Genomic DNA, 12,997 nt, shown 5'->3' with positions numbered 1-12,997 from the left:
CCACCGCGTCACCGGTGGCTTTTTTTTGCCCGTTCGAGTCACTTTTATAACCGCCTTAGAAGCTGCAGACTACTTGGTTGTTCGATTGAAGCCCGAGTAGTAGCTTTGATATTTACTACTTTAATGCGCTGCCTTGAAAAACCAATTTCTACTTGTATTGCTCTTATCTGTCTGCCGGGTGGCGGTTGGCCAAACTTCTATTTACCAGGTAGATCTGCGGGAGCAGAAGCTGGTGCTGGACAAGCCGACCTTTCATATTGCAGAGGTACTGGACCTGCGCACCCAGCACCAAACTATTGGCTGGGTGCAGCGCGGGATGAACAACATCAGGGTGCCGGCTAACTTGGCGGGTGGGGTAAAAGATGGGCTGAGTGGCTGGCTGCAGGTGCAGCTCCCACCCCGGCCGGGCAGCCGCGCCGTGCTTCTGCGCGTGCACGACCTGCGCATTGGGGAGGTAACCAAGGTGACTTCCGAAAAAGCCTCTGCCCTGGTCGATGTGGATTTCGTGTACCAGCAGCCCGACGGCAGCTACCGGGTTTTGCAGCGCTACATAGAGGAGGAGGAAAGCCGGGGCGTGGAAACCACCGGCCGCCACGACGACAATATTGTGGCCTGTCTGCAACGGGCCTGCACTCAGCTCAACGCCCTGGATTGGGCGGCCCGCCTGGCCCTTTCGCCTGCCCTGACCCAGGAGCAGGTATATTACCGGGGTGGCCGCAAACCCGCGCCTGCTACCTACGCCATTCTCACGGCTCCTACCCCCGCAATGGGTATCTACGGCACGTTTCTGGAATTCCGTAACAACAAGCTGGAGCCGGTCGCTGACCTGACCGTGGAAGCAACCAACATTCCCGGCGAGGTGAAGGCGTTTCAGGGCCGGGGCGACGCCCGCAAAGCTTTGGACGAGGTGTGGGGCTTTTCCGATGGGCAGCAGGTTTACATCAGACGGAAACGGCACTTCTATGCCTTGAAGCGAAGCGGCGACGATTTTACCTTCACCGAGCAAGCTCTGGACGACCCGGGTGCGGTGAGTACGGCGGGCGCCTTGGGCGGACTGGCAGGTGCGGCCATAGCGGCTGTCGCTGTCCGGGGCGACCTGCAGGAATATACCCTGGATATGACCACGGGTCGGGTGGCCGATTTCGACTACATGGAGCAACTAGCCAAGCGGGACACCGCCACGGTAGTTGTGTACCGGCGACCCGGCGGCCCGGCCAAGCCCCTGGCGGTACTGCTCGATGGGCAGGAGCTAAAGCAGCTGCCGGCTAACGACTTCGTGCTGATACCGTGGACAAGCAAAACCCGGGAAATTTCCCTGTGCCTGGACGGGGCTGACGCGCCTTGCTACGCGTTTATTCCCACGTTTGGCGCCACCACCTACGTGGAACTCAAGGCCCGCACCGACAAGGAAGAACCGACGCTGCAGTACGTCCCGCTGAAAGAGGGCGACTATTACGTGAAGAAAATGCGCCGCCGCTAGGCCAGCTCGGCACTTGGGTCCCAGAAGCGGGTCTTGAAGTCCTGTACCTGGTCGTCGATAATCTGGATGCCTTCGGCTTCGAGAAAGTCTTGCATGGCCGTGGGCGTGGCAAAGTGCTGCCGGCCCGTAAGCAGGCCCAGCCGATTAACAACCCGGTAGGCCGGAATAGCGTCGGGGCCCACGCTCGGGTGAGCGGCCATCATGGCCCAGCCCACCATGCGCGCCCCGTGCCGGGCTCCCAGGTAGTGGGCAATAGCGCCATAGGTAGTTACGCGGCCCCTAGGAATGAGGCGCACTACGTCGTGCACGTCGCGGAAGAAGTTGCGGTGGGCTTCGGTCGGCTCTTTCGGCGTTTTCATAAGAGTAAAGTACGGGGAAAGGCTGCGCCGGATATGAGCTTATGAAATCATGACCATTGGCCGAAAGCATAAACCTACTGAGCTGTAGCGCGTAGAGTGGTACTCCTGCCCGGCAGGAAACGTACTTTTCCCCACACCCTCTACCCTAATTGCTATGTCTGACAAACTCAAAAGCCTCGACGACCTGTTCCAAGAACAACTCCGTGACCTGTACAGCGCCGAAACCCAGCTGACCAAAGCCCTGCCCGACATGGCCAAGGAAGCCCGCGACCCGCGCCTGCAGCAGGCCTTCGACCAGCACCTGATTGAAACCAAAAACCAGGTAGCCCGCCTCGAGCAGATCGGGCGCGGCTTGGGCCTTGAGCTCAGCGGCCATACCTGCAAAGCCATGCAGGGTCTGGTAGCCGAAGGAAAGGAAACCATTGCCGAAGATGCTACCGACGAAGTAAAAGACGCCGCCCTGATTGCGGCCGCCCAGCGCGTGGAGCACTACGAAATTGCGGGCTACGGCACGGCTGCCCATTACGCCCTGCGTTTGGGCCACACGGAATCGGCAGAGCTGCTGCGCCAGACTTTGCAGGAAGAGCAAGCCACCGACACCCTTCTCAACAACCTGGCTAAGAACTACATCAACGCCAAAGCCATGTAGTTGGCCTCGTGCTAAATGGAAAAAGCCTGCAACCAGCAGGCTTTTTTTGTGTCTTCCCCCCTGTGGCAACCTTAAACCTACGGGGTTTTGCCGTGTCTTATTGGCTTTGGCAAAGTGGCCCGCAGGATTTGACCGAACCCTTCCGGCCGCCCTGTCGTTGTTGAACGCCAGCGGCCTAAGTACTAGGCCGTAACGATTGAGTTGGGAAACATCCCCTTTTACATGCAATACGAACAAGAAACGGTAGAAACAGAGTCGCGCCCCGGGCGCAAGGTGTTGTGGATCGTACTAACGGTGGTGGTTATTGCCGCCTTGGCATTTATTAAAATAAAGTATTTCCCTTCCCCTAATGCCGATGCCAAAGGTGGCGGAGGCGGTGGCCGCGGCGCGGCCGGCGGGGGCGGCGCTGGCAAAGGTGGCCCCGGCGGGGCTGGCGGCAAAAGCGGTGGACAGAAACTGCCCGTGCAGGTGTACGTGGTAAAGCCCACCAATCTGTCGGATGAAGTGGCCGCCACCGGTTCGGTGCTGGCCGATGAGTCAGTGGTGATTAAGAGCGAGCTGTCGGGCAAGATTACCAGCCTGAACATCCGCGAAGGTCAGCCCGTGCGCAAAGGGCAGCTGCTGTTCAGCATTAACGCCGATGAAGCCCAGGCGGCCATTCGCAAGCAGCAGTACAACATCCAGCTGTTTCGGGACCAGGAAAAGCGGCAGCGCACCCTGCTCGATAAAGAATACATCAGCGCCCAGGAATACGAGCAGGCCAACAACCAGCTCCTGACCTCCCAGGCCGACCTGAAAGCCTTGCAGGCTTCCCTAGCCAAAGCCTACGTGCGGGCTCCCTTCGACGGGGTACTGGGCTTGACGACGGCCACCGTGGGCACCTACGTAAGCCCCGGCACCGAAATCACGACGCTTTCCCGCGTGCGGCCGGTTAAGATTGACTTCGCCGTGCCCGGCCGCTTTGCTGCCAATGTGCGCGTGGGCGACGTGGTGAGCGTAACGGACGAGGGAACCAACAAAAAGTACGAGGCCAAGGTCTACGCCATTGACCCGCAGATTGACCCGGTAAGCCGTACCCAGCCCGTGCGGGCCCGCTACGCCAACGCCAGCAACGAGCTGCGTCCCGGCGCTTTTGTGAAAGTCAACCTGCAACTGGGCGAGTCTACCAACGCCCTGCAGGTGCCCACCGAATCGGTGATTCCGGAAGCCAGCGGCTACAGCGTCTACACCGTAAAAGCGGGCAAGATGGTGCCGAAGAAAGTCAAGATTGGCATTCGCTCCGACAAAGTAATCCAGATTACCGACGGCTTGGCCGTGGGGGACTCCGTGATTCGCACGGGCATTCTGCAAGTGAAGCCCGGCGACGCGGTACGTGTGACGAAGTAATTTTTACGCCGCGCCGCGCTGCATACTTTCCGAGGTCAGGTGTTGACCCGGTGAAAGCTGCCGCCGGCCGGTGAATTTCACCGCAATACTGCGTGTAATCTTATATGAGCTTATCATCCACCAGCATCAACCGCCCGGTCCTCGCCATCGTGATGAGCCTCGTCATCGTGATATTCGGCGTTATCGGGTTTCGCTACCTCAGTGTCCGGGAATACCCCAGCGTAGACCCGCCCATTATTACGGTATCGGCCAGCTACACCGGCGCCTCGGCCGACGTAATGCAGGGCCAGGTAACCGAGCCGCTCGAAGAAGCCCTGAACGGTATTGCCGGCATCAAGAACCTGACCTCGAACTCCCGGGACGGCCGCACCCAGATTACGGTAGAGTTTGACCTCGACGCCGACCTGGAAACGGCTGCCAACGACGTGCGCGACAAGGTTTCGGGCGCTCAGGGCCGCCTCCCGCGCGACATCGACCCGCCCATCGTGAGCAAGGCCAATGCCGACTCTCAGCCCATTGTAATGACCTACCTCAGCTCCAACCAGCGCACCTTGCTGGAGCTGACCGACTACGCCAACAACACGCTGAAAGAGCGTCTGCAAACCATTCCGGGCGTGTCGGAAGTGCGGGTGTACGGCGAGCGGAAATATTCCATGCGCCTGTGGATGGACCCCGTGAAGCTCTCGGCCCTGGGCGTGAGCCCCGTCGACGTGCAAGCTGCCCTGACCCGGGAAAACGTGGAGCTGCCCAGCGGCTCGGTGCAGGGCCAAAACACCCAGCTCACCCTGCGTACCATGGGCCGACTGACCTCGGTGGAAGACTTCAACAACCTGATTATTCGCAAGGATGAGTCGTCGTTGGTGCGCTTCTCCGACGTGGGCTACGCTGAGCTGTATCCGGAAAACGACCAGACCATCTTCAAGGTGAACGGCGTGCCGATGGTGGGCCTGGCGGTAATTCCGCAGCCGGGCTCCAACCAGATTGACATTGCCGACGAGTTCAACAAGCGGATTGCCCTCTACGGCAAGGACTTGCCCAAGGACCTGGTGCTCAAGCCGGGCTTCGATAACTCGGTCTTTATCCGTAAGTCCATTAATGAAGTAGAGCACACCATCATCGAAGCCTTCGTGCTGGTGGTGATTATCATCTTCCTGTTTTTGCGCGACTGGCGCTCCACCCTGATTCCGGTGGTGGCCATTCCGGTGTCCTTGGTGGGTATTTTCTTCGTGATGTACCTGCTCGACTTCTCCATCAACGTGCTGACGCTGCTGGCCATCGTGCTAGCCATTGGCCTCGTGGTGGACGACGCCATTGTGGTGCTGGAAAACATTTACTCCCGCATTGAGGAAGGCGAAGATCCGAAAGAAGCCGCTATTCATGGCTCGGAGGAAATTCTGATGGCCGTTATCAGTACCACCATCGTACTGGCGGCCGTGTTTCTGCCCGTGGTATTCCTGACCGGTATTACCGGCCGCCTGTTCCGCGAATTTGGCATTGTGGTGGCCGGTTCGGTGCTGATTTCAGCTTTCGTGTCCTTGACCCTGACCCCGATGATGTGCTCCTTGCTGCTCAAGCGCCAGGAAACGCACAACTGGTTTTACCGCAAGACGGAGCCCTTCTTCCAGCGCATGATTGGCGGCTACCAGGACAGCCTGCAAACCTTCCTGCGCAACCGCTGGCTGGCCTGGCTGGTGGTAGCTGGTACGGGTGTCGGCATCTGGTTTTTCATGGGCGCCATTCCCTCGGAGCTGGCCCCGGTGGAAGACCGCAGCCGCGTCAACATCAACGCCACGGGTCCGGAAGGCGCTTCCTTTGAGTACATGGACGCCTACATGGCCCAGATTACCAAAATGGCCATGGACTCGGCGGGTGAAAAAAGCCTGAGTAGCGTGTTTGCCGTGACTTCGCCGGGCTTCGGCGGCGGCTCCAACTCGGGTACGGCCCGCGTGCTGCTGCTCGACGCCGACCAGCGCCCCCGCACTCAGGACCAGATTGCCTCGGGCCTCAGCGCCGGGGTAAAACGCCTGACGGCGGCCCGTACTTCCGTGTCGCAGGACCAGAGTATCGGTAGCGGTGGGGGTGGCGGTGGCTTGCCAGTGCAGTTCGTTATCCAGACCCAGGACTTCGAGAAGCTGCGCGAGGCGGTGCCTAAGTTTCTGGACGCGGCCCGCCAGAACCCCACTTTCCAGTTCGTGGATGTGAACCTGAAGTTCAACAAGCCCGAGCTGCGCGTCAACATTGACCGCGAAAAGGCCCAGAGCCTAGGCGTGTCGGTGCAAAGCATTTCCCAGACACTGCAGTCGGGTTTGAGCGGACAGCGCTTCGGCTACTTTATCCGGGAAGGCAAGCAGTACCAGATTATCGGGCAGGTGGCACGGGAAGACCGCAACCAGCCGCTCGACGTGCGCCTGCTGTCGGTGAAAGCCACGGATGGCTCCCTGGTGCAGTTGGATAACGTGATTAACCTGACCGAGAGCAGCACTCCGCCCCAGCTCTACCGCTTCAACCGCTACAACTCGGCTACGTTCTCGGCCTCCCTGGCCCGGGCAAAACCCTGGGCGACGGTATTGCCGCCATGCGCAGCATCGCCGAAAAGAACCTCGACGAGACCTTCTCCACCGAGCTGTCGGGTGCCTCCCGCGACTTTGAGGAAAGCTCCTCGTCCCTGCTGTTTGCCTTTGGTCTGGCCCTTATCCTGATTTATCTGGTGCTGGCCGCCCAGTTCGAAAGCTTCCGCGACCCGATCATCATCATGGTGACGGTGCCGCTGGCTTTGTCGGGCGCGTTGCTCAGCCTGTGGTATTTCAACCAGACGCTCAACCTGTTTTCCCAGATTGGCATTATCATGCTGGTGGGGCTGGTCACCAAGAACGGTATCCTTATCGTGGAGTTTGCCAACCAGCAAGTCGAGAACGGCAAGGACTACATGACCGGCCTGATTGAGGGCGCCACGGCCCGTTTCCGTCCCATTTTGATGACCTCGCTGTGCGCCATTCTGGGTATTCTGCCCATTGCCATTGCAACCGGCGCGGGCGCCCTGAGCCGGCGCGCCATGGGTATCGGCGTGGTGGGCGGCCTGTTCTTCGCCACGGCCCTGACGCTGTACGTAGTGCCGGTGATGTACTCGTACTTCGCCACGGCCAAAAACCACAAGCCCAAGCCGGAAGAAGTCGAACAGAAGCAAGCCGTAACGGCCTAATGCCCACTGAGCAGCCAGCCTTTGCTTTCTAGTAAAGGCCGGCTGCTCGTCCTATTATTTCCTCCCGAATGCAGTTTCCCGCTCGCCTTTCCTGCTTTTCACCCCTAGCCGCGTTTTTCCTGCTGGCCTTGCCCCTGCCCTTGCTGGCCCAGCAGCCTGCCACGCCTGCCCGGGAGCCGGTGCAGCCCGGTGCCAAGCCCCAGACGGAAAAGCCCGCCACAGTAGCGCCGGCTCCGGCCCTGACCCTGGCCGAAGCTATTCGCATCGGTCTGGAAAACAACTACAACATCCGCCTGGCCCGCACCGACGAGCAGATTGCCGAAAACAACGTGACCCGCGGCAACGCCGGCCAGCTGCCCACGGTGAACGGCAACCTGACCCGCAACTTCAACCGCAACAACGTGCGCCAGGAGTCGTCGAGCCGGCCCGAGCCCAGCACGGCCAGCAACGCCCTGTCGAACCAGCTCAATGCCAACGTGGCGGCTACCTGGACGATATTCGACGGGTTCGGAATGTTCATTGCCTACGACCGGCTCAAGGCCCTGAATCAAAGCCAGCAGCTGCTGACCCGGGCCACCTTGGAAGAAACCGTGGCCGACATTACCAGCGCCTACTTTGCCGTGGTACGCGAGTCGGGCAAGATTAAGTCCATTGAGGAAGCTCTTAAAATTGGTCAGGCCCGCATCGACCTGACCCAGGCCCGCGTGGACGTGGGCGTGAGTGCCAAGGTAGAAGTACTCACGGCCCGCGTGGACTTCAATGCCGACCAATCGGCCCTGATTCAGCAGCAGGAAGCTTTGGCTACGGCCAAAATCAACCTCAACAACCTGCTGGGCCGCTCGGCCCGGCTCAACTTCCAGCCCGCCGACTCCATTGTGGTGGCCCGCAACCTGGACCGCGACGCGGTGGCCCAGGCCATTCAGCAAAACAACCCCCGCCTGCAGCAGGCCCGCACCAACATCGAAGTAGCCACCTACGACCGGAAACTGGTGCGCGCCTCCCGCTTTCCCCAGATTGGGCTGACTTCGGGCTACGGCCTGACCCGCAACGTGAACGGTGCCGCCTTTTTTGGCACCCAGCTCGTGACCAACACCAGCCGCAACTACGGCCTGAACTACGGCGTGGTGGCCTCAGTGCCCATCTTCGACGGCTTCAACCGCAACCGCCTGGAGCAGAATGCCCGCGTGGTCGAAGAACAGAGCCAGCTGCAGCTCAGCCAGACGCAGCTGAGCCTGGAAGCCGAAGCCGAGCAGGCCTATGCCCAGTACCAGAACCGCCTGCAGCTGCTGGAACTGGAGGAAGCCAACATTCTGCTGGCCCGCGAAAACGTGGCTATTGCCCTGGAACGCTACCGCCTGGGCCTGCTCACGCCCCTGGCTTTGCGCGAAGCCCAGCGCACCCAGCTCGACGCCGAAGTACGCCTGCTCGACATTCGGTTCCAGGCCAAGCAGGCCGAAATTGTGCTGCGCCGCCTGAGCAGCGGCCTGGTACAGCAGCAGGGCCAGTAGCAGGACTCCGGCAGCTTCTGTATATTGGGTAGCTTCTCCCCGCCGGCTAGCGTCCGGTTTTCCGCACCCATGTCTGCCTCCGAGCTACCCGTTTCCTGTAGCATCACCTACCGACCCGATCTGCACCTACTCATCGGGCGCTGGCCGGGCGATGCTCCCGTGCCCCAGCTGCAGGCCGATTTCGAAGCCGTGCTCCAAAAAGCCGAGCAGCACGGCGTAACCCGCTGGCTGTTGGACGTGCGCCGCCGCGACCAGCTCAATCCCGAGCTGGCCCAGTGGACCAATTATACCTTTTACCCGCTGGCTAGCGCCCGTTTGGCGCCGTCGCCGCTACGCGTTGCCGTGCTCTGCTCCCCGGCCCGCCTGGCCATCTACGACTCGGACGCCCAGCAGCGGGAGTACCTGACGTATGGCTTAGCCGCCGAGCGCCCCTATCAGCTGCGGCTATTCGGGACGAGGGCCCGGCTATGCAGTGGCTGCTCAACTAGCCCCGGCCCACGGCTACCTATAGTCGGGCCACCTATATAGTAATTAAAAGAAGTCAGCGTACGCCCAAGCCGTAAGCAAAGCAGTACTTTTAGCCTTCCCATCCGGAACGCGAAGTGCCGTGGGTAGTCATTTCAATAGCTATTTGCCGGCTCTATGCCACATTTTACTTTAGCCCGCTACGTACGCTACGTAGTAGCAACCTTTGCACTTTACGGCTCGGCATCAGCGGTCCAAGCCCAGACTCCCAGCTGGCAGACGGCTGTTGCGCTCGGTACCTCAGCCGGTAACCGGTCCAGCGTAACTGCCATTGCCACCGATGCCAGCGGCAATGTCTATCTCTTAGGTGACTTTACCGGCACCGTTCAGCTTGGTGCGACTACGCTTACCAACCCGGAGCAGCGCACCCACGTCTTTGTTGCCAAATGGAATAGTACCAGCCAACGCTTTGAGTGGGCCAAGTCCACGGGAGGCTCCACCGCATTTGGTATAGCTGTGCAAGGCGCTGGCGTGTACATCACCGGCGGATTTACCGGCCAGAATGCCGACTTCGGTAACACTACCCTGGTCAGCGCGGGCATGGGCGACGTGTTTGTCAGCAAGCTCACCGATACCGGCAACTTTGTGTGGGCGCGGCGCGCGGGCAGCCAGTACGACGACAGTGCTGTATCTATTGCCACCGATGGCACCAATGTGTTTATCAGCGGCTATTTTTCCGGTGTAACGGCTGATTTCGGCGCTACGACGCTTGCCAACACCGGTGGCGGCTTCACTTCCGATTTGTTTGTAGCCAAGCTCACCGATGCGGGCAGCTTTGTATGGACTGTAAAGGGTGGCGGCCCCGGTGGCGACTACGGACAGGCCGTAGCCGTGAATGGATCTAACGTGTATGTGGCGGGTCAGTTTCAAACCCCGGTGGCAACGCTGGGCGACCTTACCCTCACTAGTCCTACTAACACGGGCTCGCCCGACGTGCTGGTGGCCAAGCTCGTGGATGAGGGTACCAGTGCCCGCTTTGTATGGGCCCAGCAGGCCGGCGGCGATGGCTTCGACTATGCCCGTACGCTGGCCTTGAGCGGGTCGAGCGTCTATGTGGCCGGTGGCTTCTTCAGTCCCAGTGCTGTTTTCGGTGCTACTACCCTAACCAACGCGGGCAGCAACGACGCCTTCGTCAGCAAGGTTCAGGACCTGGGCACGACCAGCCGCTTCGACTGGACCCGGCAAGCGGGCGGCACCGGCAACGAGGAGGTGATAAAAGTGGCCGTAAACGGGTCCCGGGTATACCTGGCCGGCTCCTTTAGCAGCCCCACGGTTACTTTCGGATCTACGACTCTGGTGAAGGCCGCGCCGGCCAATGACAGCAGCGACGTATTTGTGGCACGGCTTCAGGATGAGGGCAACCAATCCAGCTTCCGTTGGGCGCAGCGCGCGGGCGGTACTGGCAGCGATGTAGCGCTTGGACTAGCCGTGCAAGGCACCACCGTGTATACGGCCGGTATAGCCACGCCCGCTGCGCCTTTCGGCCCGGTTTCTATTCCCAGGCAGCCCGGCAACTTCGTAGGATTCCTGGCCTCCCTTACCGACGACGTGCCCGCTGCCAACCACAGCCTGGCCCGGCTGACGGGTCTAAGCCTTTACCCCAACCCGGCCCACGGTACCGCGTTGGTTGAGATGCCAGCCCTGCCTGCGGCTGCTCCGGCTACGCTTACCATCACCGACGCTTTGGGCCGTCCCGTCCGGACGTACCAGGTTCACTCCGTGACTGGTCGTTTGCGCCAGGAAGTTGCCTTGCAGGGCTTGGCCCCCGGTTTTTATACCCTGTGCTTGGTGGCCGGTAGTCAGTATGCCACTTGCCCGCTGGCAGTCGAATAAAGCCGTTACTCCTCGCGCCTACTTGAGCCGCTAAGCTGGTAGCCCGGGGCACCGTAGTGGTAATTTAAGTACTCAAAAAAGACGACCCGGGTAGCAACGCTGGCTACTCGGGTCGTCTTTTTGAGTACTGGCCCAACAGCCTATTTAACCTCCGTGGCGCGCAGCTGCTGCAGGGCCTCCTGGGTTTCCTTGCGCTTGTCGGCTTCCTTCTCGTCCTCGTCTTTTGGCTCCTTGGGAGTCGTGCCGTAGAAAGTCAGAATATTCTGCTTCTGCGCGCTGCTGATTCCGTCGAATTTGGCCTTGGCCAGCTCCCGCACCCACTCGCCGTAGGTTTCATCGGCCAGGGCATACTCGCCGGCTTTGGTTTGGTGGCCGGTGTCGAAGTCGGCATTGGCCAAGCGCGGGGCGGCGGCCACGGTGTCTTTGGGCTCTTGCTCCACCATGGCGCAGTAATTTTTTATTACCTGCTGAAAGCTGGCCTTGAACAGCTCCTGGGCCTGGGGCGTGGGGGGCCGGAACGCAAACGGTGCCAGCGGCCCGATCTTGGGCAGTACCCGCACAAAATAAGACAGAATACGGGCCCCGGTGCCGGGGTGCTCGTAGGCCGTGCCGTACTGCTTGCGGAATTTCCGCTCACTTTCCGTGTACACATACTCGCGGCGCCGGGCCCGAGGGCTTAGCTCCCGAATCTTCTTTTTCTGGGACTGCCAGGCCGCGCGGCTGGCCACCGGAATCAGCTGGCGCACGGCGAAGCGGAAGGAGCCGATGCTCAGATCCACGTTGAAGATGACTTTGCCCAGCTCCAGGCCGTAGGTTTTCTTGAACGCCACTTCCAGCACCCGCTTGCTTACCTGAAAGCCCACGTAGCGCTGGTAGTCGCTGGTGCGGTAGCGCCCGGCGGCCACCTGCACCACGTCGAAGGCAAACTCCAGCTGGGTGTGCTGCTTGGGCGCTTCCACGTAGGTGATGTTGTTGCCAAACTTTTTGCCCAGCTCCGGATACACTAGGGGCATGGCCTTGTTGGTGCCCTCGGGGTGCCCGCTGATGTCGGCGGCATAGTGGCCCAGGGCGCCCAAAGCAAAGGCGTACTCATTGCGGTCCTTGGCCTCGTCGAGCAGGATGCGCACGAAGTCGCCCGAGCGCACGTAGTGGGTCAGGTTGGTAAACAGCGCCGAGCCGAAGGGATAAAAGCCCATGTCCTGAATAATGGAGCCGCCGTAGGCGTAGGACTTGGCTTCGAGCAGTTGCTCCTCGGTGGCGCCGGGGTAGCGCAGCTGTAGCAGCGGGGCCAGGCACCGCTTCCAGGTCGAGTCGATATTGGCCTGGTGAGTAAGCACCGAATAGCCGGAGGCGGAAAGCGGCGCGAGCAACAAAGCCCAGATGCCGCAAAGTATCCATTTGAACATGCAATAGGAGGCTGCCGCGCGGGACTACGATGCCCAGGTGGGAAGCGTTGAATGTACGCGAAAGCTCAACCGGAGTTGTAGCCCGACCAGGTAGCCAAACGCCTGGGCCGGCTGGGCGTTTGGCCCAGCGCACCGCGCCGGGCCGCGGGCCTATAGAAAGTGGTACAGAAAGGTAATGATGCCGCTGTAGGCTGGCTTTTTGGCGTCCTGCACTTCCATCGTCACCTCGATACGAGCCTTGGCAATACCCCGAAGATCTTTCACGCCCAGAAGTTTAGCCCGCAGCCGCACCGCACTGCCGACCGTCACGGGCTGGTTGAAGCGCAGGCTCTCGATTTCGTAGTTAACCTGCATTTTCAGGTTCTCAATCCGCGCAATCTGGGTCCAGAGGTAGGGCAGCAAGGCCACCGTGAGGTAGCCGTGGGCAATGGTAGCCCCGAAGGGCGACTCGGCCTGGGCCCGGGCGGCGTCGGTATGAATCCACTGAAAATCGAGGGTGGCAGCGGCAAACTGGTTGATTTGCTCCTGCGAAATGGTGTGGTACTCGGATACGCCCAGCTCCTGACCTTCGTACTGCTGCAGCTCCTGGAGGCTATTAATAATGACCGTGCTCATGCGGTGGGGTTTGGTGATATGGGCCGCTAAAGTAAGG

Annotated in this window: 9 protein-coding genes and 1 pseudogene; 7 read left to right on the top strand and 3 right to left on the bottom strand. The window is 60.5% G+C overall.

The annotated features are described in order from the left end of the window. The first annotated feature begins 178 nt into the window (after positions 1 to 178). Complete coding sequence (locus MUN79_RS12270) at positions 179 to 1,480, top strand: hypothetical protein (RefSeq protein WP_244677910.1); 1,302 nt, start codon at positions 179 to 181, stop codon at positions 1,478 to 1,480. Here MUN79_RS12270 and MUN79_RS12265 read toward each other — a convergent pair. Next, complete coding sequence (locus tag MUN79_RS12265; RefSeq protein WP_244677909.1) at positions 1,477 to 1,839, bottom strand: MGMT family protein; 363 nt, start codon at positions 1,837 to 1,839, stop codon at positions 1,477 to 1,479. The two genes, MUN79_RS12270 and MUN79_RS12265, sit on opposite strands and share 4 nt — an antisense overlap. A 154-nt stretch (positions 1,840 to 1,993) precedes the next feature. Between MUN79_RS12265 and MUN79_RS12260 the strand changes: the two genes are divergently transcribed. The 6 genes and pseudogenes from MUN79_RS12260 (at position 1,994) to MUN79_RS12235 (ending at position 10,939) form a co-directional block, all read left to right on the top strand. Next, positions 1,994 to 2,488 carry a YciE/YciF ferroxidase family protein gene (locus MUN79_RS12260; RefSeq protein WP_244677908.1) on the top strand — a complete coding sequence of 165 codons (495 nt, stop codon included), beginning with the start codon at positions 1,994 to 1,996 and terminating at the stop codon, positions 2,486 to 2,488. 222 nt (positions 2,489 to 2,710) lie between these two features. Next, positions 2,711 to 3,874, top strand: coding sequence for an efflux RND transporter periplasmic adaptor subunit (locus tag MUN79_RS12255; RefSeq protein WP_244677907.1), 1,164 nt, complete (start codon positions 2,711 to 2,713; stop codon positions 3,872 to 3,874). Positions 3,875 to 3,978: 104 nt separating this feature from the next. Then, a pseudogene (locus tag MUN79_RS12250) lies at positions 3,979 to 7,073 on the top strand (efflux RND transporter permease subunit). Positions 7,074 to 7,141: 68 nt separating this feature from the next. Continuing rightward, positions 7,142 to 8,581, top strand: coding sequence for a TolC family protein (locus MUN79_RS12245; protein ID WP_244677906.1), 1,440 nt, complete (start codon positions 7,142 to 7,144; stop codon positions 8,579 to 8,581). Between the two features lie 69 nt (positions 8,582 to 8,650). Further along, positions 8,651 to 9,109 (top strand): hypothetical protein, encoded by a 459-nt coding sequence (locus tag MUN79_RS12240; RefSeq protein WP_244677905.1) that lies wholly within the window; start codon positions 8,651 to 8,653, stop codon positions 9,107 to 9,109. Between the two features lie 114 nt (positions 9,110 to 9,223). Next, positions 9,224 to 10,939: a T9SS type A sorting domain-containing protein gene (locus MUN79_RS12235; RefSeq protein ID WP_244677904.1), complete on the top strand. Its 1,716-nt coding sequence runs from the start codon at positions 9,224 to 9,226 to the stop codon at positions 10,937 to 10,939. Positions 10,940 to 11,079: 140 nt separating this feature from the next. On the opposite strand, the gene MUN79_RS12230 is transcribed toward MUN79_RS12235, so the two are convergent. Continuing rightward, positions 11,080 to 12,345: a zinc dependent phospholipase C family protein gene (locus MUN79_RS12230; RefSeq protein WP_244677903.1), complete on the bottom strand. Its 1,266-nt coding sequence runs from the start codon at positions 12,343 to 12,345 to the stop codon at positions 11,080 to 11,082. Between the two features lie 150 nt (positions 12,346 to 12,495). Then, the gene (locus MUN79_RS12225) at positions 12,496 to 12,960 is read right to left on the bottom strand and encodes a MaoC family dehydratase (RefSeq protein WP_244677902.1); all 465 of its coding nucleotides are present in this window, start codon (positions 12,958 to 12,960) and stop codon (positions 12,496 to 12,498) included. Positions 12,961 to 12,997: the final 37 nt, after the last annotated feature.

Source organism: Hymenobacter cellulosilyticus (assembly GCF_022919215.1).
In the GTDB taxonomy this organism is placed as follows: Bacteria; Bacteroidota; Bacteroidia; order Cytophagales; family Hymenobacteraceae; genus Hymenobacter; species Hymenobacter cellulosilyticus.
This window is presented reverse-complemented; position numbering and strand designations above follow the sequence as displayed.